The 20,517-nt window shown below is 71.2% G+C and carries 20 protein-coding genes and 2 pseudogenes; 11 read left to right on the top strand and 11 right to left on the bottom strand.

Going from position 1 to position 20,517, the window contains the following annotated elements; translation table 11 throughout:
• The 5 genes from ACZ4UV_RS12630 to ACZ4UV_RS12610 form a co-directional block, all read right to left on the bottom strand.
• Positions 1-239, bottom strand: a 239-nt coding sequence (locus ACZ4UV_RS12630; protein WP_467837695.1) for a MoaF-related domain-containing protein, incomplete at its 3' end; no start/stop codon positions are given.
• A gap of 45 nt (positions 240-284) precedes the next feature.
• A complete protein-coding gene (locus ACZ4UV_RS12625; RefSeq protein ID WP_451016754.1) occupies positions 285-986 on the bottom strand; it encodes a type 1 glutamine amidotransferase domain-containing protein in 702 nt (233 codons plus the stop codon).
• Positions 987-1,018: 32 nt separating this feature from the next.
• Positions 1,019-1,411, bottom strand: a complete 393-nt coding sequence (locus ACZ4UV_RS12620; RefSeq protein ID WP_467837693.1) for a nuclear transport factor 2 family protein — start codon at positions 1,409-1,411, stop codon at positions 1,019-1,021.
• A gap of 33 nt (positions 1,412-1,444) precedes the next feature.
• Positions 1,445-2,044, bottom strand: coding sequence for a flavodoxin family protein (locus tag ACZ4UV_RS12615; RefSeq protein ID WP_467837691.1), 600 nt, complete (start codon positions 2,042-2,044; stop codon positions 1,445-1,447).
• Between the two features lie 194 nt (positions 2,045-2,238).
• The gene (locus ACZ4UV_RS12610) at positions 2,239-3,114 is read right to left on the bottom strand and encodes a helix-turn-helix domain-containing protein (protein WP_451016757.1); all 876 of its coding nucleotides are present in this window, start codon (positions 3,112-3,114) and stop codon (positions 2,239-2,241) included.
• Positions 3,115-3,464: 350 nt separating this feature from the next.
• On the opposite strand from ACZ4UV_RS12610, the gene ACZ4UV_RS12605 reads away from it, so the two are divergent.
• The 4 genes from ACZ4UV_RS12605 (at position 3,465) to ACZ4UV_RS12590 (ending at position 6,225) form a co-directional block, all read left to right on the top strand.
• Positions 3,465-4,481, top strand: coding sequence for a zinc-dependent alcohol dehydrogenase family protein (locus ACZ4UV_RS12605; protein WP_451016758.1), 1,017 nt, complete (start codon positions 3,465-3,467; stop codon positions 4,479-4,481).
• 96 nt (positions 4,482-4,577) lie between these two features.
• Positions 4,578-4,946, top strand: a complete 369-nt coding sequence (locus tag ACZ4UV_RS12600) for a DUF2255 family protein (RefSeq protein WP_451016759.1) — start codon at positions 4,578-4,580, stop codon at positions 4,944-4,946.
• Positions 4,947-5,248: 302 nt separating this feature from the next.
• Entirely contained in the window at positions 5,249-5,587 is a 339-nt protein-coding gene (locus ACZ4UV_RS12595) for a zinc-binding dehydrogenase (RefSeq protein ID WP_467837688.1), read from the top strand.
• A 41-nt stretch (positions 5,588-5,628) separates the two neighbouring features.
• Complete coding sequence (locus ACZ4UV_RS12590; protein ID WP_467837686.1) at positions 5,629-6,225, top strand: helix-turn-helix domain-containing protein; 597 nt, start codon at positions 5,629-5,631, stop codon at positions 6,223-6,225.
• A gap of 62 nt (positions 6,226-6,287) precedes the next feature.
• Here ACZ4UV_RS12590 and ACZ4UV_RS12585 read toward each other — a convergent pair whose 3' ends face one another.
• Entirely contained in the window at positions 6,288-7,265 is a 978-nt protein-coding gene (locus tag ACZ4UV_RS12585) for an Lrp/AsnC ligand binding domain-containing protein (protein ID WP_451016761.1), read from the bottom strand.
• Positions 7,266-7,381: 116 nt separating this feature from the next.
• On the opposite strand from ACZ4UV_RS12585, the gene ACZ4UV_RS12580 reads away from it, so the two are divergent.
• From ACZ4UV_RS12580 to ACZ4UV_RS12570, 3 genes and pseudogenes are all read left to right on the top strand, one after another.
• The gene (locus tag ACZ4UV_RS12580) at positions 7,382-8,842 is read left to right on the top strand and encodes a carboxylesterase/lipase family protein (RefSeq protein ID WP_467837941.1); all 1,461 of its coding nucleotides are present in this window, start codon (positions 7,382-7,384) and stop codon (positions 8,840-8,842) included.
• Between the two features lie 274 nt (positions 8,843-9,116).
• Positions 9,117-9,593, top strand: a complete 477-nt coding sequence (locus ACZ4UV_RS12575) for a hypothetical protein (RefSeq protein ID WP_467837684.1) — start codon at positions 9,117-9,119, stop codon at positions 9,591-9,593.
• A gap of 303 nt (positions 9,594-9,896) precedes the next feature.
• A pseudogene (locus ACZ4UV_RS12570) lies at positions 9,897-10,121 on the top strand (response regulator transcription factor); the annotation flags it as partial.
• A gap of 127 nt (positions 10,122-10,248) precedes the next feature.
• Here the strand turns inward: ACZ4UV_RS12570 and ACZ4UV_RS12565 are convergent.
• The 4 genes from ACZ4UV_RS12565 to ACZ4UV_RS12550 form a co-directional block, all read right to left on the bottom strand.
• The gene (locus ACZ4UV_RS12565) at positions 10,249-11,382 is read right to left on the bottom strand and encodes an AraC family transcriptional regulator (protein ID WP_451016766.1); all 1,134 of its coding nucleotides are present in this window, start codon (positions 11,380-11,382) and stop codon (positions 10,249-10,251) included.
• 61 nt (positions 11,383-11,443) lie between these two features.
• Complete coding sequence (locus ACZ4UV_RS12560) at positions 11,444-12,877, bottom strand: aldehyde dehydrogenase family protein (protein ID WP_467837682.1); 1,434 nt, start codon at positions 12,875-12,877, stop codon at positions 11,444-11,446.
• Positions 12,874-13,752: an SDR family NAD(P)-dependent oxidoreductase gene (locus ACZ4UV_RS12555; RefSeq protein ID WP_451016767.1), complete on the bottom strand. Its 879-nt coding sequence runs from the start codon at positions 13,750-13,752 to the stop codon at positions 12,874-12,876. The genes ACZ4UV_RS12560 and ACZ4UV_RS12555 overlap by 4 nt, the downstream gene beginning before the upstream one ends.
• Positions 13,749-15,095: a flavin-containing monooxygenase gene (locus ACZ4UV_RS12550; protein WP_451016768.1), complete on the bottom strand. Its 1,347-nt coding sequence runs from the start codon at positions 15,093-15,095 to the stop codon at positions 13,749-13,751. Before ACZ4UV_RS12550 ends, ACZ4UV_RS12555 begins: the two co-directional genes overlap by 4 nt.
• Positions 15,096-15,426: 331 nt before the next feature.
• Between ACZ4UV_RS12550 and ACZ4UV_RS12545 the strand changes: the two genes are divergently transcribed.
• The 3 genes and pseudogenes from ACZ4UV_RS12545 to ACZ4UV_RS12535 all read left to right on the top strand — a co-directional run bounded on the left by ACZ4UV_RS12545 (position 15,427) and on the right by ACZ4UV_RS12535 (position 18,935).
• Positions 15,427-16,644 (top strand): MFS transporter, encoded by a 1,218-nt coding sequence (locus tag ACZ4UV_RS12545; RefSeq protein WP_467837679.1) that lies wholly within the window; start codon positions 15,427-15,429, stop codon positions 16,642-16,644.
• Between the two features lie 82 nt (positions 16,645-16,726).
• A pseudogene (locus tag ACZ4UV_RS12540) lies at positions 16,727-17,781 on the top strand (IS630 family transposase); the annotation flags it as partial.
• Complete coding sequence (locus ACZ4UV_RS12535) at positions 17,778-18,935, top strand: serine hydrolase domain-containing protein (protein ID WP_467837677.1); 1,158 nt, start codon at positions 17,778-17,780, stop codon at positions 18,933-18,935. The pseudogene ACZ4UV_RS12540 and the gene ACZ4UV_RS12535, both read left to right, overlap by 4 nt.
• A 20-nt stretch (positions 18,936-18,955) precedes the next feature.
• Here the strand turns inward: ACZ4UV_RS12535 and ACZ4UV_RS12530 are convergent, their stop codons facing one another.
• A complete protein-coding gene (locus ACZ4UV_RS12530) occupies positions 18,956-19,540 on the bottom strand; it encodes a helix-turn-helix domain-containing protein (protein WP_384565886.1) in 585 nt (194 codons plus the stop codon).
• Positions 19,541-19,656: 116 nt separating this feature from the next.
• On the opposite strand from ACZ4UV_RS12530, the gene ACZ4UV_RS12525 reads away from it, so the two are divergent.
• Entirely contained in the window at positions 19,657-20,493 is an 837-nt protein-coding gene (locus tag ACZ4UV_RS12525; protein ID WP_451019288.1) for an EamA family transporter, read from the top strand.
• Positions 20,494-20,517 lie beyond the last annotated feature (24 nt).

The raw sequence follows: 20,517 nt of genomic DNA, 5'->3' as shown, positions 1-20,517 counted from the left end.
ACGTGGTCACCGGCGTCGGGCTCGGTCCAGCGCACGACGAAGAGGCCGTCGCGGAGCTGGGTGGTGGTGTACTCCATCGTCTGCTTCCGGCCCTTGATGGCGCCGCCGGTCACCTCGAAGCTGACCTGCGTCGCCGAGTCGAAGGTGATCTCCACCGTGAAGTGGCCGAGCGGGGTGTCCGGACCGAGGTCCGCCAGCCAGGTCTGCCCGACGCTGGGGAGAGTCGTGTTGCTGTCCATCGTCATTGCCTCTTTCTGTGGTGCTGTGAGCGGTGGTACCGGGCGTCAGCTCAGTGCCTTGACGACTTCCTGGGCGAGCGGGACGGCCGAGGCGGGGTTCTGGCCGGTGAGAAGGGTGCGGTCCGCTTCGAGGTGGGGGGCGAAGTTCTCCTCGCCCTTGCGGTAGTCCGCGCCCACGTCCGAGACGAGGCGGTCCTGGAGGAGCCACTTCGCCCGGTCGGCGAGGCCGTTCTGGATCTCCTCGGAGTTGGACAGTCCGGTCAGGCGGTAGCCGGCGAAGGGGGACTTGCCGTCGGCGTCCACGGTGGACAGCAGGGCGGCCGGGCCGTGGCACACCAGCGACACGATCTTGCCGGAGGCGAGCCAGGCGTTGAGCAGCCTGCCGGTGGCGGCGTCGTCGGACAGGTCCTCCATAGGGCCCCAGCCGCCGGGGACGAACACGGCGTCGTAGTCGTCGATGTTCACGTCCTCGATGCGGATCGGGTTGGCCAGCTCGGTGGCCTCCCGCAGCGCGGTCCGCATCTTCTCCGCGCCCTCCTCGCCACCGTTGAAGTCGGGGGTCAGGCTGAGCGCGTCGGCGGTCGGCGGGACGCCGCCCGGGGTGGCTGCCGCGATCTCGTAGCCGGCTTCCTTGAAGACGCCGTACGGGCCGATGGCCTCCTCGGCCCAGAAGCCGGCCGGCTGCTCGAACCCGTCGGCCAGGGTCCAGTGGTCGGCGGCGGTGACGAGGAAGAGGATCTTCGTCATGGTTTTCTCCCTGCGGGGTGGGTCGAGGGTGGTCAGTCGTCGTTCGCGGCCAGCTGGACGACGTGGCTGTCGGCGGCCTGGATCAGGTGGGTGAGCTTGCCGCCGCTCACCGTCCACAGGTGGATGAAGCGGGCGTCCGACTCGGCGCCGGACGTGGACACCGCGTGGTAGTGGCCGCGGACGAAGACCTGTTCACCGGCGTCGTAGAACTCCTCGGCCACCGCGCCGAAGGACGTGAAGCGGGGCGCGAGCCGGCCGAAGAAGTCGGCCCCTGCGCTCGCCCAGGTCTTGTAGACGCCGCCGTAGGGGAATCCGGGAGTGATGTCCCAGACGATGTCGGGGTCGATGACCTCGGCGACCACGTCCGGGGTCATGCCGGAGTCGTAGAGCCGGCGGACGAGGGCGGCGTTCGGGGAATCGGACATGGGGGTGCTCCTCAAAGTTCTGCGGTGGGTGTCTCAGGCGGCCAGCGCGGCGCGGCCCGCCAGGAAGAACGCGGTCTGCTGAGCGACGCGGGCGCCGAGGCCCTCGGCGGTGGCGATGTCCGACTTGTGGACGGCCTCCGGACCGGCGTCGACCGGGGTCTGGGCGCCGGCGCCGACGAAATAGCCGAGGCGGTTGACGTCGTCCTCGCTGCCCTCGGTGGTGGCCCAGCCCGGCTGCACGCCGAGGCTGATCCAGTGCATGCGGTGCTGGGCGGCCATCGTGAAGAAGTAGCCGAGGGTGGAGGACTTGTCGCCGTTCTTGGCACCGGAGTTGGTGAAACCGGCGGCGATCTTGTCGGCCCAGGTCTGGGTGTACCAGCGCTTGCTGCTGGTCTCGGCGAAGCTGTGGAAGGCGGCGGACGCCGTGCCCATGTAGGTCGGGGCGCCAAAGACGATCGCGTCGGCGGCGTCCAGCTGCGCCCACTGCTCTTCGGTGATGGAGTCCACGGGGATGGAGATCACCTCGGCACCGGCTTCGGCGGCGCCGCGAGCCACGGCCTCGGCCAGGACGGCGGTGTGCCCGTAGCCGGAATGGAAGGCGACGGCGACCGTGGGACGGGAGATGGAGGACATGGAGGTATTACTCCTGGAAAAGGATTGCGTGAATCGTTCTCCGGAAGCATGGCACGGAATTCGACAGCGAAGGTAGGAAGGATTTGTCCCTGCCTCGGAGGAAAGCCCAGGAGGGCATGCCGAAAATCGGAGGGCCCATTTCTTCCGGGCTCTCCTTCATTTCTCCGTACGGCTATGGGCGGAGGTCGCACCCGTCAGGCGGCGGTGTCGGACGCCGGGCCGTCCTGCCGAGTCGCCGCCCAGGAGGAGAGGAAGCGCAGCCCCTCGTAGGCACGCGAGTCGGGTTCGGCGGCCCAGACGATGAGTTGCTGGCCGGGGTCGGCCACGCAGGTGAGTGCGTCCCAGCCGAGGGTGAGTTCACCGGCGACCGGGTGGTTGAACGCCTTGGTACCACCGGCGCGGGGTGCCACATGGCGGCCTCCCCACCACGCACGGAACTGGTCGTCACTCACGGACAGGTCGCCCACGAGGGCGGTCAGCCGCCGGTCGTCGGGGCAGGCCGCGGCCTGCTGCCGCAGCACGGCCACGGTGTTGCGAGCGGATTCCTCCCAGTCGGCGTACAGCGTTCGCATGGCCGGGTCGGTGAAGAGCCGTCGGACGTAGTTGCGCTGCGGCCTGGGGATCTTCGCGAAGTCGGTGCTGAACAGGGCGGCGGCCATCGGGTTCCACGCAAGGATGTCCAGGTGCCGCCCCAGGATCATGCCGGGGGCCACGCTGAGCTCGTTCAGCACGGCACGCAGCCGGGGGTGCGCCTTCTGCGCGGTGCGCCGCCGTGACCCGCCGGCATCCTTTCCGGCCAGCTCGAAGAGATGGTCCCGTTGGGCGTCGCTCAGATGCAGGACGCGGACGAGCTCGGACAGCACGGCTGCGGAGGGGGTGATGCGCCCCTGTTCCAGACGGGTGTAGTAGGTGGTGCTGATGGAGGCCAGTGCGGCCACTTCGTCCCGGCGCAGGCCGGTCACGCGCCTGTGCCGGTCGGTTTCGGGCAGACCGACCGTGCGGGGGCTGAGCTCGGCCCGACGGGCCTTCAGGAATTGGCCCAGCTCCTTACGGTGCGCACTGCTGTTCATACCGACCAGTGTGGGCTGTCCGCCACTTGGCCGGGTAGGACGGTTCTATCCCTGGATACGTCGCCCCTTGGGTGGAATTCTTCTCCGTACCGGCCCTGCGGGCGGTGACAGAGTCGGAGATCGGCAATCATTTGCACTGGCCGTCGACGCTGCTTCCGTATACCCCATTGGCCATCGTCAAGGAATTCGGCAAGTCCGGGTGACATGACCGCCCCCGGCAGCACAGGAATGCACGACGAGAATCACGTGGGAACTCCTGAAGCGGCCGCGGAACGGCAAGGGCCACCCCTCAGTGCGAAGTGCCCACCCGGGCCCGAGCCCCACCCGAGAAACGCATCAGGAGAAAAGTCATGCGCGCGACCGTGATCCACGCCCCCGGCGACATCCGGGTGGAGGACGTCCCCGAGCCCAAGATCGTCAACCCCACGGACGCGATCATCCGTACGGTCGCCACCTGTGTGTGCGGTTCGGACCTGTGGCCGTATCGCGGTCTGGAGCCCGTCGGTGACCCGCACCCGATGGGGCACGAGTACGTCGGCATCGTCGAGGAGACCGGCAGCGAGGTCAGCCACGTCAAGCCGGGCCAGTTCGTGGTCGGCTCCTTCGCCACCTCGGACAACACCTGTGCCAACTGCCAGAGGGGCTGGCAGTCCTCCTGTCTGAACCGCGAGTTCATGAGTACCTGCCAGGCCGAGTACGTGCGCATCCCCAACGCCCACGGCACTCTGGTCGCCACCGACGAGCAGCCGGACGCCGACCACGTGGCCGGTCTGCTGGCCGTCTCCGACGTGATGGGCACCGGCTGGTGGGCCGCCCTCGCCGCCGAGGTCAAGCCCGGCTCGACGGCCGTGGTGGTCGGTGACGGCGCGGTCGGACTGTGCGGTGTGATCGCCGCGAAGGAACTCGGCGCGGAGCGGATCATCGCCATGTCCCGGCACGAGTCCCGGCAGAAGCTCGCCCTGGAGTTCGGCGCCACCGACATCGTCACCGAGCGCGGCGAGGACGGCGTCGCCCGGATCAAGGACCTCACGAACGGCATCGGCGCCGACTCCGTCCTGGAGTGCGTCGGCACCGCCGAGGCCATGAGCCAGGCCCTGCACTCCGCCCGCCCCGGCGGCAACGTCGGCTTCGTCGGCGTCCCGCACGAGGTCGCCGTCGACGGCCAGGAGCTGTTCTTCTCCCAGGTCGGCCTGCGCGGCGGCCCGGCGCCTGTGCGCCGCTACCTGCCCGACCTGATCGACCGGGTCCTGTCCGGCCGGATCAACCCGGGCAAGGTCTTCGACCTCACCCTGCCCCTGGAGCAGGTCGCCGAGGGCTACAAGGCGATGGACGAACGCCGCGCCATCAAGACCCTCCTCACGCCCTGACCCGATCGCCTCGTGGGCGTGAGCTGCGCCGGGCGCGCTCACGGCCACGAGGGCACACCCCACCGGACGGTCGTAGCCGTACAGGGAGGCAAGCCCATGACGACCTGGACGAACGACGAGCTGACCCGGATCGAGCACGCCGAGGAACTGCAGATGGCCCCCTCACGCCGCGACGGAACGCCGCGCACACCCGTGCCGATCTGGGTCCTCCGCGACGGCGACGACCTCTACGTCCGCTCCTTCCGCGGCGGCGCCGGCGCCTGGTACCGCACCGCGCGGGCCAGCCACCAGGGCCGCATCAGCTCCGGCGGCGTCACCAAGGACGTCGCCCTCGCCGAGGTCACCGACCCCGGCGTCAACGACCGCATCGACGCCGCCTACCGCACCAAGTACGGACGCTACGGCGCGCGTTACATCAACCCCATGGTGGCCTCACGCGACACCACCCTGCGGCTCCCCCGCTGAACCAGCCCTTTCGCCCTCCAGGAGGAGCACCTTGCTCGGTCTCGAACTCGTCGTGGTCCTGGCCGTGGCCGTGCTGGTGGGCAACGTCGTGGGACAGCGGCTCGGCATCGCCCTGCCCGTGGTCCTGCTCGTGACAGGTGTGCTCCTGGGGTTCGTCCCGGCGGTGCGGGAGGCGGTCTCCGGAGCGGCCGGTGCGGTCGGCGGCTGTGCCGTGCAGCCGGCCAAGGCGGACGGGTTCCGGGTCATCTCCGACGCCGCGCAGAGGGACGAACAGCTGGTGAAGGAACCTCGGCGCCGACGTCGTGCTGCCCCGCGGAGCCGGGTTCCCGAGTCTGGTGCGCGAGGAGGTACCGGACGGCGTCGACGGACTCGTCGACACCGCGGGCATCGCCAACCTCGCCGTCCATGCGGTACGGGACGGCGACCGGGTGGCGTCATCGGTCCGCGGCGTCAAGGCCCGCAGCACGTTCGTCCCGCAGTACGCGCGCGAACACGCCGAGCTCGACCGCCTGCGCCGGCTCGCGGAGGAAGGCCGGCCGGCACTCCGCGTCGCACGGACCCGGCCGGCCGATCAGGCCGCCGAAGCACACCGGCTGCTGGAGGCCGGCGGCCTCCGGGGGCGCCTGGTACTCACCCTCTGAGCGGGAGTGCGGCGACGTGTGAAACGCGTGAGCCGAAGCCGGTGGACGACCCGACGACCGGCGGTGGATGGCCGAGCACCCGGTCCCGGGCGGTGCTTGCGCTACTGGACGGGGCGCCGGTCGCGCAGGGGACCCGTCAGTTCGGTGCGTCGGGGCAGCCGGTGTATACGTGGGGCAAGCGCTACCACGCAGGTGAGCTGGACGCACTGCTGGACAAGCCGCGGCGACCGCACGTCTCGCCGCACCCCCCGGGGCGGGGCGGCGAAGGACAGGGGCCCTCGCCACGGCGCACGGTGACCGGGCCGGCGCCCGGATCAGGTCGAGGAACTCGGGGATGGTGCGAGCCTGGTGGACGGGGCTTCCGCAGGTGTGCGAGACGCGAGGAGTCCGCTGCAGGCGCTACCGAAAGGCCAGGCGCCGCGCCACTCCTCCATGACGTCGAGGAGGTCCTCCACCTGGGCCGCGCTGGTGAAGCCGAGCGCCTCGTCTTCTCCATGCCCTCTCGAAGTGTCATGTCCGCTGACGAGACCGTTGCACGAGGGCATTGCCTGAACGGCGTACGATCTCCTGCCGATGGATCAGAAAACATGACAGAACCACCTGTCTCATGGCGGATCCTGCGACAATTGATCAGCTGAAACCGATCGAATGGCTCGCGACTGTCCGGCACTGACCCCGTCGATGACCGGGCGCGGTCGGCTCAAAGGCTGCCCGGGCGGACCAGACCGGTCCTCTTGACTCCGGTCAGGATGGGGGTGACTTCGAGGATCGTGACGTGTTCGAGGGCGCCGATGGTCTCGCTGAGAAACACGTAGAGCGCGTTGAGGTCGGCTGCCGCCACGGCCACGAGGAGGTTGGCCGAGCCGGTGGTCGCGGAGGCGAAGCGGACCTGCGGGTGGCGGCTGAGCTGTCGGCCCGTCTCCTCCAGGCCGCCCGGCGCGACGGTGATCCACAGGAGGGCTTCGGCGCGGATGCCCAGCCGGGCCAGGTCGACCTCGGTCGCGAGTCTGAGGACCTGCCCGTTGACCAGTGCGTCCAGCCGGCGGCGGGCGGTGAGGGGGGTGGTGTCGGCGCGGACGGCGAGGTCGGTGCAGGAGGCCCGGCCGTCCTCGACCAGCGCGGCGATCAACTGGTGGTCGAGGGGCAGAAGGGCGGAACGCGTGGGTACGGCGGAGGTGTCCGGCCGGAGTGCGGTCAGCTCGGCTTCCGAGAGCAGGCCGCCGCTCCAGTCGAAGGCGGCGGGGAAGACCCGTAGCAGGACGTGCGAGGTCCAGGACTGGACCGCGGGGGTCGCGGGCAGGTCGCGCAGCAGCAGGTTGTTCCTGGCGTCCGGTCCGTCCAGGAACAGGATGGTGCAGATCTCGTCGCCGCCGCCGAGAACGTCCACCCAGACGGTGTCGGGGCGGCGGGCCAGGGTCGCGGCGATGGCGCTGATCCGGTTGGGCTTGCACCGGATGCGCAGGGCGAGCGGAATCAGATCGGGGAAGTGCACGGGGTTGCGCACGGCCGTGGCCCGCAGTGTCCCGTCGTGGAACAACGGCGCAGCCCGGCGTACGACGGTGCGCTCCGAGACACCCAGGACTCGGCCGACCGTACGCCACGAGGCACGCGGTGCGGCCAGCATCGCGGCGGCGATCCGGCTGTCCGTTTCATTCAATCGATGGCGCACTTTCTCCATGAAATGCGATTCTATGGCGTTCTTACTCGCTCATGGCCGTCGTTTCTGTCTCAGATGCTCACGCCGTCCTAGAAAGGTCTCAGAGCACGCGAGACGAGAGAAAGCAGGTGAGCACGATGACCGGCATCGAGCACAGGGTCGTGGACACCGACCGGGGCAAGGTCAGGGGAATCACGGAGGGCGAGGTGGTTTCCTTCCGGGGTGTCCCGTACGCGGCGTCGCCGGTCGGCGAGCTGCGGTTCGCCGCGCCGCAGCCGCACCCGGGCTGGACGGATGTGCGGGATGCGGCGCAGGCCGGCCCGTCCGTGCCGCAGGCGGCCTCGCGGCTGGAGCGGGTGCAGGGGCAGCGCGTGCCGGACTGGAACGAGGACGGCAGTCTGACCGTGAACGTGTTCACTCCGCGCCGGGCGCTGCAGGACGGCGCCTCCCGTCCCGTCCTGGTCTGGTGGCACGGCGGCGGCTTCACCAGCGGCTCCGGCGGCTGGGACTGGTACGACGGCGGCCGCCTCGCCGCACTCGGCGACATCGTCGTCGTCACCGCCAACTACCGGGTAGGACCGCTGGGTTACCTCTACCTGCCCGCGATCGGCGCGGCCAATCTCGGTGCCCAGGACCAGGCCGCCGTGCTGTCCTGGGTGCAGAACAACATCGCCTCCTTCGGCGGCGACCCGCGCACGGTCACCGTCGGCGGGCAGTCCGCCGGAGCGTACTCGGCCCTGTTCCTCGCGCTCGACCCGGCGACGAACGGGTCCGTCACCCGGGTGCTGCTGCAGAGCGGCCCCTTCGGCCTCGACCCACAGGATCCGCACCAGGCCGACGAGAACGCCGATGCCTACCTGCGCCTGCTGGGCGTCCCGGCCGGCACGGACACCGCGAAGGCCCTGCGCGCGCTGCCGGCGGAGCAGCTGCTGGACGCCTACGGCAGGCTCTCCGTCCAGCTCGCGGCTCCGGGCAACGCGGCTCCGCCGATGTACCCCGTCCTCGGCGCCCCCGGCATGCCCCGCACCCGGCAACAGGCGCTCGCCGAAGGCGCTTTGGAAGGCAAGCCGCTACTGATCGGCACCACCCGCGACGAGGCGACGGCGTTCTTCGCCTTCGACCCCCGTATCCAGAACCTCACCGACGACACCGCCCTGGACGTGCTCACCGCCCAGGTCGGCCGGCAGGCCGCCCTGGACGCCTACCAGCAGCACGCCGACCGCCTCCCGCAGGCGACACCGGCACAGATCTTCACAGCGGTGCAGACCGACGGCCTCTTCCGCGACGGCTCGCTTCAGATCGCCGACCACCACGCGGCCGGCGGCAACAGCACCTACGTCTACCAGTTCGACTACGTCCCCGCCGAGGACCCGTACGCCCTGGGCGCCACCCACTGCGCCGAACTGCCCTTCCTCTTCAACACCTTCGATGCCTACCCCGGCAGCCCGGTCCTCGCCGGCGCAGGCGACGCTCAGCGCGCCCTGGGCCGCGAATTCGCGGCCGCCGTGGCCGAGTTCGTCACCGCCGGAACGACCAGCGGCTGGCTGCCCTACGCCCCCGCGACCGCGGCCCGCATCCGCCACTTCGGCACTCACTGATCATCGCCGACCGGTTCGCGAACCGGAACCAGTGGGTGCGCCCCGCTCCCCTTCACCCTGGGACAGGCGAGCTGCTCGTGCTCGATGCGCGGGAGCTCGCCGTCCAGGCGGTGGTGGAACTGCCGTACCCCGTCCCGGCCGGTTTCCACGGCAGTTGGCTGCCGGAGCCGTCCGGACCGGGGCACGATGCTGCACAGGCACGCCCAGCATCCTCGGCCGGTAGCGGCTCGGGCCCGCGGACGCGAACCACGTCACCACGGAGGCGTACGCCACCATGACAGACTTCGACGCGCCAACGGACGAGGAACTCACCCGCAGAGCACAGGCCGGTGAGTCCGCGGCGCTCGGGCTGCTGCTGGCCCGTCACCAGGCACCGATGCGGGCGGTGGCACTGAGCCTGCACCGAGGACAGCCGCCAGGAGGCCGAGGCGACGCTGGACGGCGCCCGGCGCGGCTGCCGGCCCGGGGAGATCCTCGAACTGTGGCCGCCGGAGACCGAACTGCTCGGCGTCCTGAGCAAGCCGGGCGAACGCTGCCGCCCCTTCCCGGCCATGCGAAGGAACCGGGACAAGGCGTCACCAAGCATCTGCGCCATGTCGCGGCCAGCCGTTCCGTCACCATCTGGGAAATGGACGTCACCAACCCCGCCGGCATCGCCGATCCCTGCCCGCCGACCCTGGCCCGGCTCATGATCCGCCGCAACAGGCGCGTTCAGACCCTCCGCGTGGTCTTCCCCCAGCCACAGCGATGAGGGGACGGCTGCGGTCCCACGTTCTGCCACCCGCTGATCACCACGGCTGTTGAACCTCGCCTCACCCTGCGAACGGCCGCGCACGAGGCGCTGGCCGCCGCCTACCGGCTGCCGACCCGAGCCCTCGACGACGTCACCGGCGGCGCCCGGACCGAGAACTGGGACCGCCTCGGGATCCTCTACACCCTGCTGCTGGTCAGCCGCCGCACCCTGCGGGCCGAACCGTGCAAGCTGCTCGACACCGCGATGGCCCGGCTCCCGCCGGAGACGGTCAGCACGTTCCGGCTGTGCTACGACGCGTAGCGGGCCACGGCCGAGCTTCGCGCCACCGGCGTTTCCGTCGCCCGGCCCGACGTGGCACGGGAGCCGCTGACCGCCCAGGAACGACAGATCGCCGAGTTCGCGGCGACCGGCCTGAGCAACAAGCAGATCGGCGAACGGCTGTTCCTGTCTCACCGCACGGTCGGCTCCCATCTGTACCGCCTGTACCCCAAGCTGGGCATCACGTCCCGGAAGCGCGCTGCCTGACCGTGCCGACGACCGGGCCCGTAGCCGGTGAACCGTGGACGGGTCCGGTCCGTCGAGTCGTCGGCGGCGTCTGACGCCGATTGCCCGCGTGCCGGGTTCGCTCATGTGCGGGCGACTGCGGCTACGGTTACGGCAGGTCGCGCTCACGCGGTGCTAGCCGCATGTCCGATGCGCCCCGGGCCCGTGACATGGCGTCGTTCCCGCCGTCCCCGGAGAGGAAGCCCTCGCGCAGCTGCAGCGGTGCCATGCCGTGCCAGCGGCGGACCGCCCGGCGCAGGGCGCGTTCGTCGGAGAAGCCTGCTTGGCGGGCGACCTCGCGGAGAGTGAGGTGGGGACGGTGCAGGAGCTGTTCGACGCGTTCACGGCGGACGCCCTCGACGATCGCCTCGTAGGAGGTGCCGCAGTCGGCCAGGCGACGGCGCAGGGTGCGTTCGCTCGACGCGTGTCTGCGGGCCTGTTCGGAGAAGGAGGGGACGGCCGGGAGGCTCTGTGCGACGGAGATCTCCAGTACCTCCAGGAGATCCTGCTGCCGGCGACGTGAGGCCATCTGCGCTTCGAGCAGTTCGAGCGTCGAGGCGTACGTGACCGGATCGCGGCCCGGCATCGGCCGGTTGATCCATGCCTGCGGCACCACCATCCGGTTGCGGGGGGCGCCGAAGTGCAGCGGGCAGCGGAAGAGGTCGCGGAAGGGCTGGACGTCGCGTGGGGCGGGGAAGGTGAAGTGGACCTCTTGGGGTGCGAGGCCCGCGCCGGCGGCGAGCCGCCCCAGCGTGACGACGCTGGAGAACGCCTCCTCGACGAGGAAGACGGCGACGTTCGGGTCGACCATCGGATCCGGGAGGTCGGCCCGGACCACGTAGTCGGAATCCTCCTGCGCCGCCGACCAGACCGTCATGGCCCCGGACACGTTCTGGAAGCGCACTCCTGCCTCGATGGCGACCTTGAGGGTGTCGCTGGCGAGCATGGCGAAGCCCAGCAGGCCCCAGGCGGTGAGGTGCTGTGCGGCTCCGACCCGCAGGCCCAGGTTCTCGTCTCCGGTGAGTTCGACGGCGCGTCGGATGACGGCACTGCCCTGGCGGTAGGAGACGCGCAGGGCCGCCGATCGCATCAGCGTCTCGGTGAGACCGACGTGCGTCAGCTCCGGTCCGAGGTCGACGCCGTACTCCCCGGTGATCTGGCCCAGGTAGCGCAGGATGTTCGGGGAGATCGTCGCGGACGTGCTGCGGGTGGTGCCGTTCTCCGGACGGGGCGCCTCGCGCATGGCTTCTCTCCAGGGCCGTACTCGTGACCACTTTAGGCATTCGCATCCGGTTCCGGCCTTGCTAGCGAGTGCGGATCCAGACTGTCTTCTCCCTGGTCCACTGGGCGAAGGCGTCGGTGGATCGCTCCGCCCCGCCGAATCCGGACTGTTTCCAGCCTCCGAAGGGGGCGGTGATCTCGCCCTCGCTGTACGCGTTGACGGAGACCACTCCGACCTGGATGCCGCGGGCGAGGCGCAAGGCGGTGTCGAGGTCGTGGGTCCAGAGGGAGGCGGCGAGGCCGTAGGGGGTGGCGTTCGCCGTACGGATCGCCTCCTGCTCCGAGGTGAAGGTCTGGACGGTGACGACGGGGCCGAAGAGTTCCTCGGTGAGGACCCGGCTGCCGTCGGGGGCGCCGACGACGACGGTCGGCGGGTAGTAGGCGCCGTGCGGGTGCAGGCCGGCCGGCAGACCGGCGGTGTGGGCCACGGCTCCGGCGGCGACCGTTTCGTCCACGGCGCGGGCGACCCGGTCTCGCGCCGCCGTACTGATCAGCGGACCGATCCGGGTCTCCGGCTTGGCGGGGTCACCGATGACCAGGGCCCCGGCGGCGACCGTGAACCGTGCCACGACCTGGGCGGCGATGTCCTCGTGGACCAGGATCCGGGAGCCGGCCGTGCAGTTCTGCCCCGTCGTCAGGAACGCGGCCTCGATCATGTCCTCGATGAGTTCGGCGCCGAAGTCGAGCGCGTCCGGCATCAGGACCTGGGGGCTCTTGCCGCCCATCTCCAGGGAGACCCGTTTGAAGTTGGTCTCCGCGGCATCGGCAAGGATCCGTCGGCCGGTCGCCGTCGAACCCGTGAACGACAGGGCGCCGATGCCGGGATGGCGGGCGAGTGCCCGGCCGGCTTCCCTGCCGTAGCCGGGCAGGACGGTGAGCGCGCCGTCCGGCAGCCCCGCCTCCGTCGCCAGCCGAGACACGTGCAGGACCGAGCGCGGGGTCGCCTCGGCGGGCTTGAGCAGCAGGCTGTTGCCGGCGGCGAGGGCGGGGCCGATCTTCCAGGCGGCCATGGCGAGCGGGTAGTTCCAGGGGAGGATGGCGGCGGCCACGCCGACGGGCTCGCGGCTCATCAGACCGAGGTGCTCATGTCCGGTGGGTGCGATGCGGCCGTAGACCTTGTCGGCCGCCTCCGCGAACCAGCGGATCGACTCGATCGCGCCGGGCACGTCGCCGGTACGGCACTCCGTGATGGGCTTGCCCGCGTCCTCGCAGTCCAGCCGGGCCAGGATCTCGGCGTCGCGTTCCATCAGCTCGGCGAGGCGCAGCAGCACCGCGGCCCGCTCCCGGGGCGGCCGACCCGCCCACACCCCGCTGTCGAAGGCACGGTGGGCCTGGGCCACGGCCGTGTCCACCTCGTCCGCGGTCGCGGCGGGCAGGGTGTCGAGCGTCTCCCCGGTGGCCGGGTTGACGACCCGGAGCAGACGGTCGTCCGGGGGGGTGTCCGTGGTCACGGTCATGCCTCCTTCACCAGTTCCCAGCGGCCGTCGACCTGCCGGGCCAGTCCTCTGCGGCGCAGGTCCTCCAGGTACCGGGCCAGGCCGCGCTCGCCGCGCCTGCGGAAGAGCGGGAGAAGCCTGGGGAGGAGGTTCGGTACGAGCATGGAGAAGCGGACCAGGAGCGATTCGCCGGCGCGTGGATACGCTTCGAGACGCGGCCGGTCGAGCATGCCGACCACGGCGGCGACGACGTCGGACGGCTGTTGCGGCGGGTCCTGGAACTGCAGGGAGTTGCCGCCGTCGACGGCCTCCTGGCGCAGCATCGCGGTGTCGGTCGCCGACGGCAGGACCGAGCCGACGCGGATGCCCTTGCCCTCCAGGTCGAGGGCGATGGACAGCATCGCACCGCGCAACCCGAACTTCGACGCCGCGTAGATGGGGGTCTCGCCCTGCGGGAAGATGCCGGCGAGCGACACGGTGGTGATGATGCGGGGGTCGGCGGAGGCACTCAGCAGGGGGATGGCGAGCCGGGTGGCCACCAGCGGGGAGACCATGTTGAGGTCGATCTCCCGCTCGATGGTCTCCACCGCGCGCACGTCGAACCGCTCGGTGCTGGTCATGCCGACGTTGTTGACCAGGACGTCGAGGCGGCCGAAGGCCAAGGCGACGTGTTCGAAGAGCTCCGCCACTCCGGCCCGGTCCAGCAGGTCGCAGCCGAACCCCAGGTGGCCGGTGCCGGGCAGGCTGTCCGCGACCTGATGCGCCCGGCCGCCGTCGATGTCCACGACGACGCAGATGGCGCCGCCGATCGCGAACCGCCGGCACAGCGCGCTGCCGATGCCGCCCGCGCCGCCGGTCACCAGCATCACCTTGCCGGTGTAGTCGTAGCCGCTCATGCCACCGTCTCCTTGCTGCGGACGGCCGGCACGGCAGGAGGGCGTCCCTCGGTGGGCCAGCCCATGCCCGCGGCGACCTTGGTGAGGTACTTGGTGTACGCGGCGCTGTCGACGTAGCCGGTGTGGCGCGGGGAGTCCACGAACCTGAGCCCGCCGGACAGGTCGGGGCGGTCGCCGCGGATCATGCGGGCGAACCGCTCGGCGTTCGGCAGGCCCCGCCGGGTGTCCTGCACGAAGCCGGCGATCAGCTGTGCCTGTGCGTCGAAGATTTTGTAGGCACCGGAGTTGGTCTCGATGAAGCCGACGCCGAACAGACCCTCGTGCTCGCGGGAGAACGACGACAGGTACAGGTCGGGGTGCTGTTCGTCGCCGAAGTAGCGCTGCGCGACGGGCACCTTGTGGACGTAGCCGGTGGCCAGCAGGATCAGGTCGAAGTCGTTGCTGCTGCCGTCGGTGAAGTGGACGGTGCTGCCCTCGGCGCGGAGGATTCCCGGCCGCGCGGTGATGTCACCGTGCTGCAGGTGGTGGAGCAGCATCGAGTTGACCGTGGGGTGGGTCTCGAAGAGCTTGTGGTCCGGCTTCTGCAGGCCGAGGCGGCGCGGATCGCCGTTGACGATCCGCAGGAGGGTGCCGAACAGCTTCTGCTCCAGCCACTTCGGCATCCGCGGACCGACGCCTTCGAGGGTGTCCACGGGCCTGCCGAACAGGTGCTTGGGGATGAACCAGTAGCCGCGGCGCATGCTGATCTCCGCGTGGTCGGCGGCCCGGGCCGCGTCGCAGGCGATGTCGCAACCGGAGTTGCCCGCGCCCACCACGAGGACTCGCCTGCCGCGCAGTTCGTCGCTGCTGCGGTAGCCCACCGTGTGCCGGATCTCGCCGCTGAAATCACCTGGGATCTCAGGGATGTCGGGGTGCCACTGCGCGCCGGTACAGACCACGACCTGCGCGTGCCGGCTGGTGCGTCCGTCGGCACGGGTGACCGTCCAGGTGCCGTCCGGATTCTTCGCCACGTCCCGGGCCCCGGTGCCGAACTCGATCCGCTCCGTCAGCCCGTACGCGTCGGCGAAGGACGTCAGATACGACAGGATCTGGCGCCGCGAGGGGTAGTCGGCGAAGTGGTCGGGCATCGGCCAGCCGCCGAACCCCGAGAGGGTCTTGCTGGAGATGAAATGCGCCGACTCGTACATCGGGCTGCCCGGGTTGTCGATGTCCCACAGACCACCCGGCCCCGTGTGCCGCTCCACGTGCGTGTACGGAAGCCGTCGCTCACCGAGCGCCCGCGCCACCGCCAGCCCCGCGGGACCGGCCCCGATCACACACGTGTCGAATTCGGACTCCTTCACGAGTCCACCTCCTCTCGTCGCCACGTTCGGCGTGGGAGGAACTTAGGCAGCGTGCGGGCGCTCACGGACTGGCCTGTGCGGCCACAAAGGGGGCCGCAGCGGCCAGCCCCCTGACCGGCCTGGAGCGGCGCGGGCCGGTGCCCCTGCCGCCCGGCCGACGGTGAGCCGGTCCCCTGAGGCACCGCTCGGGCCACCCGGCCCGTCCGCTCGTGGCCGCCAGGGTCCTCCGTGTGGCCGCCGGTGCCCTCCGCTGCGCCGGTCCGCATTCCTACGGTTGCTCCCATTCGCGCACACCGGCCCGTCCGCGGTCCGTGACAGGAAGAGGGTCCCCATGACCGCATCCGTCGGAGCGGCGGCTCCGCCTCGGTCCGCGGGCAGCGGCCCGCTCGCGGGAGCCCGCCGGGTCGCGGCCACCGTGTTCGCCGCCCAGGGCGCGGCGGTGGCCGCCGTGTCCACCACCGTGCCCGCCGTGGAGAGCCATCTGGGGCTGTCGTCCCTGGCGATGACCGCGCTCACGATCGCCCTGACCCTGGCCGCGGGCGCCGGCAGCTTCGCGGGGCTGGCCGCCGTACGCCGCTCGGGCCCCGTCGCCGTCATGCGCACAGCGGTACTGACCGCGGCCGCGGCCCTGCTGTCCGTGGCCTGGGCACCCGGCCGGGTCGCCGCCTCGGCGGCCTATGTCCTCTTCGGGCTGGCGCTGGGCGCCATCGACGTGTCCGTCAACACCCGCGCGGCCACCGTCGAACGCCACTACGGGCGCAGCATCCTCTCCTCCTTCTACGCCGCGTGGAGCGCCGCGGGGGTTGCGGTCGCCCTGCTGACGGCAGGCCTCTCCCGGCTCAGCTGGCCGGTCGAGTACGTCCTGACCGCGCACGCCGCGCTCGTGGCCCTCCTGGCGCTGACCGTCCGGCCGCATGCCCTGCCGCCCGCGCTCTCCCCGTCCGGTGCCGGACCGGCACCGACTGAGGAGGTCCTGGGCGGACGGGTCTGGGCGCGGCTCGTCCCCTTCGGGGTCGTTCTCCTGGTCGCCTACGTCGTCGACTCCACGGTCTCGGCATGGTCGACCGCCTACCTGCATCAGACCCTCGCCGCGTCTCTGGCGGCCGCCCCGCTCGCGTACGCGGCCTACCAGGCGGGCACGGTGACCGGCCGGGCGGGCGCCGACCTCATGGTCCGCCGGGTCGGGCCGGTGGCGATGGTCCGAGCCGCCGCTCTGCTCGCGGCCGTCGCCCTGGCCGGTCTGGCAGCGGCCCCGAGCTGGCCGTACGCGGTGGTCTCGGCATGCTGCGCGGGCCTCGGAGTCGCGGCCCTCACCCCTCTGTGCGTCGCCGCGGCCGGCCGGCTGCGACCCGGTGCCCCCGAGACGGTGCTGGCCCGGCTCAACGTCTTCAACTACGTCGGCGTTCTCGTCGGAGCCGGAGCGAGCGGGGGGCTCGGGGCGACAGGCCACTTCCGCATCGCCTACGCGGTTCCCGCCGCACTCGCCCTGATCCCGGTGGCCTCGGCACGCTTCTTCCGGCCCGGTGACCTCCCTCCCCGCAGCCCCTGATTCGGTCAGGCGACGCCGAATGTCGCAGGTCCGCGACGGTCGTGGCCGGCGCGGTCTGCCAGTGCTCTGACCGGGAAGGTTCCGCTATCGCCGGGCGATGATGCTGCTGGCGTCCGTCGGCGGAAACCGCGTCCCGGTGACCGCCCAGCTGGTCCAGGCCGACGAGGACACGGTGCGGGAGCTGATCCACCGGTTCAACGAGATCGGCCTGGCCTGTCCGGACCCTCGATGGGCGGGAGGCCGTCCCCACCCGCTCAAGCCTGACGACGAGGACTTCGTCGTCCAGACGGCCACCACCCGCCCCACCAAGCCCGGCCGGCCACTTACCCGCTGGTCGATGCGCAAACTCGCCGCCTGCCTGCGCCGCGTGCATGGACGCGTCATCCGCATCGGCCGGGAAGCCTTACGGTGCCTGCTCCGGCGCCGTGGCATCACCTTCCAGCGCACGAAGGCGTGGAAGGAGTCTCCCGACCCGAGCGCGACGCCAAGCTCAACCGTATCGAGCAGGTGCTGGAACGCTTCCCGGACCGGGTCTTCGCCTTCGACGAGTTCGGGCCGCTCGGGACCCGACCTACCGGCGGTTCCTGCTGGGCCGAACAGGGCAAGCCCAACCGCCTGCCGGCCACCTGCCACCGCACCTACGGCGTCACCTGCTTCCACGGCCGCTACTCCGTCGGCGACGACCGGCTGTGGGGCGTCAACCACCGCCGCAAAGGCACCGCCAACAGCCTCGCCGCCTTGGAGTCGATCCGTGCCGCCCGACCCGACGGCGCCCCGATCTACATCATTCTGGACAATCTCTCCGCCCACACCGGCGCGGACATCCGCCGCTGAGCGAAGAAGAACAAGGTCGAACTGTGCTTCACCCCGACCTGCGCCTCCTGGGCCGACCCGATCGAGGCGCACTTCGGCCCGCTGCGGCAATTCACCCCGGCCAACTCAAACCACCGCAGCCATCCCGGGTGGACCCAGGCCCTGATCCGCTACCTGCGCCGGCGAAACGTCAACGCCCGTCACCCCGACGTGCTCGCCGCCCAGCGCAGGGAACGCGCCCGCAGCCGCAGCGAGGCCGCCGAAGTCATCGACCTGATGGCCGGCGGCACGATGATGGAGAAACTGGAGCGCAAGCAGGCATGAGCGCCACGCAGTACGCGCCTGCGGCGAAGGCTTCCGGATACACCGCGCCCCGGTTCGCGGGCCTCCGGGAAGCTTTCGAGAGCAACCTGCGCAACGGGGACGACCTCGGCGCCTCGGTCGCCGTCCACCACCACGGCCGGCTGGTCGTGGACCTGTGGGGCGGCGCCCGGGACACCGGCGCGACGCCGTACCCCGAGGACGCCCTGCACGTCGGGTACTCCACGACCAAGGGCGTCATGGGCCTGGTGCTCGCGAGCCTGGTCGACACGGGCGAGGTCGATCTCGACGCGCCCGTGTCGGCCTACTGGCCGGACTTCGGCGCGGTCGGCAAGGACGGTGTCCTGGTGCGTGAACTGGCCTCGCACCAAGCCGGATTGCCGGCCTTCGAGGAGCCGGTGACCGAGGCCGACCTGGCCGACTGGGACGGCTGCGTGCGGCGGCTGGCCCGCCAGGCGCCGGCGTGGCGTCCGGGTACCCGGCACGGCTACCACGCCCTGACCCTCGGCTACCTGGTCGGCGAGGTCGTACGACGCGCCAGCGGCAAGAGCGTCGGCCACCTGCTGCGCGAACGCTTCGCCCCTGACGGGGACCTCCAGGCATGGATCGGTCTGCCCACCGAGCACGACGGCCGCGTCGTCCGGTACCAGGACGCCTCCCCCACACCGGGAATCGGCGCTTTCGCGGCCACGGCCGCCGAAGCCCCGGACACGCTGACCCACGCCACCTTCCACAACCCCGTCGTCACGGCCGATCTCTTCAACGACCCCGCGCTGTGGCGGCCGGAGATCCCCGCCGCCAACGGCGTCTTCGACGCCAGGTCACTGGCCCGGCTCTACTCCACCGTGGTCGACGGTCCGCTGCGCGTCGTCTCCGCCATCTCCGTCGACCGGGTCCGCCGACCGCAGGTCCACGGGCCCGACGAGGTCCTGGTGGACCAGCCGACCCGCTTCGGAACCGTCTTCGGGCTCTCGTCCCCACGACAGCCCATGCTCGGCAACGGCTCGTTCGGCCACGACGGCCTCGGCGGACATCTGGCCTTCGCCTACCCGGAATCCGGTGTCGCGTTCGCCTTCCTCACCAACCGGGCCATCCCCGACCCCACGCCCCACACCCGGCTGTGGCGCCTGCTGTCGGCGGTGACCGCGGCGCTGTGACGAGTGTGCTGTACCGCGAGTCAGGTCGCCGATGCCGGACCGGGCGGAAGGTGCACCGTCATGATCAGGTGGCAGGTCTCGGTACCGGCGCCGCGGTAGGTGTGCGGGGTGTCGCCGTCGAACGTGGCGGTCTGGCCGGCTTCGACGGTGTGCTCGCTGCCGTCGACGACCAGGGTCATCCGGCCGACGGTGACGCTGACGGTCTCCACGACCCCGGCCTGGTGGGGGTGGCTGGGGTATTCCTCGCCCGGTTCCAGTCGCCAACGCCAGACCTCGACCGGAGCCGGCCCCGACGTCGTCAGCACGAGCCGGGCCTCGCCACCCCGCTCGCCAGTCCACAGGGGCGCCACGGCATCGGCCGCGACGACGCGTACACGCCCTTCGGGCGAGCCCTGCATCAGGGCGGACACCGAGATGCCCAGGGTGTCGGCCAGCCGGACCAGGGTGGCCAGGTTGGGGTTGCCCTGGGCCTTCTCCAGTCCCACGAGGGCGCCCTTGCTGACCTGGGCACGACGGCTGAGTTCGTCCAGGGACAGGCCCGCGCGCACGCGTGCCGCCCGGACGTTGTGCGCGACCGTTCGCAGCGCTGCGGCTGTCTCCGTCACCTGGTCACCTTCCTTACCGTCGGACATTCCACTGCACCGCACGGTCGATCGGTTGTGACCTTCGGTCGATTCAATGTACGGTGTGGTCGTTCCACTGAATGGTAAGGGATTGTGCTGTGATCGCTCTGCTGCTGGCCCTGGGCAGCTCACTCGCGTACGGATGCGCCGACTTCCTCGGCGGTCTCGGCGCCCGGAAAGCCCATGTGCTGCGTACCGTGATGGTCGCCGCCCCGGCCAGCCTCGCGGTCGAGCTGCTGCTGTGGCCACTGCTCGGCGCCTCCTTCGACCCCGGAGCCCTGGGCTGGGGCGCCGCCTCGGGCGTCGCCTCGGCCGCCGCGTTCGCCCTGCTGTACCGCACCCTGGCGATCGGCCCGATGAACGTGCTGTCACCCGTGACCGCGCTGGTGTCCGCCGCGCTGCCCGTCGGCGTCGGCCTGCTGCAGGGCGAGCACCTGGCAGCCACCGGGCTGCTGGGTCTGCCGCTCGCGCTGGTCGCGGTGGTGCTGGTCAGCGCCGGACACGGCGCGGGCTCGACGCGCCCCTCCCGTACGGCGCTGCTGCTGGCCTTCGGCGCGGGCGCCGCCATCGCCCTGCAGCTGGTCTTCCTGCACCAGGCGCCGTCCGACAGCGGGGTGGCCCCGCTGATCGTGGGCCGGGCCGTCTCCTCGGCCGTCACCCTGGCCGCGGCCGGGCTGATGCACCGCAGGCTGGGCCCCGAGCGCCCCGCGTACGCACTCTCGGCGACCGCCGGCGTGCTGGACTCCGTCGCGAACCTGCTGTTCCTGCTCGCCGCCCGCAGCGGAGACCTCACCGTCGTCGCCGTCATCACCGCCCTCTACCCGGCCGGCACCGTCCTGCTCGCCCGTGGCGTGCTCGCCGAACGCATACACCGCGCCCAGTTCGCCGGCCTCGGCACCGCCGCCGTCGCCGTCAGCCTCCTCGCCCTGACCTGAGCGGGCCCGCACAACCAAGGAGAA

This window comes from Streptomyces sp. NPDC028289 (genome assembly GCF_055565975.1).
The sequence above is the reverse complement of the archived record's forward strand: the minus strand, read 5'-3'. Positions and strand labels throughout refer to the sequence as shown.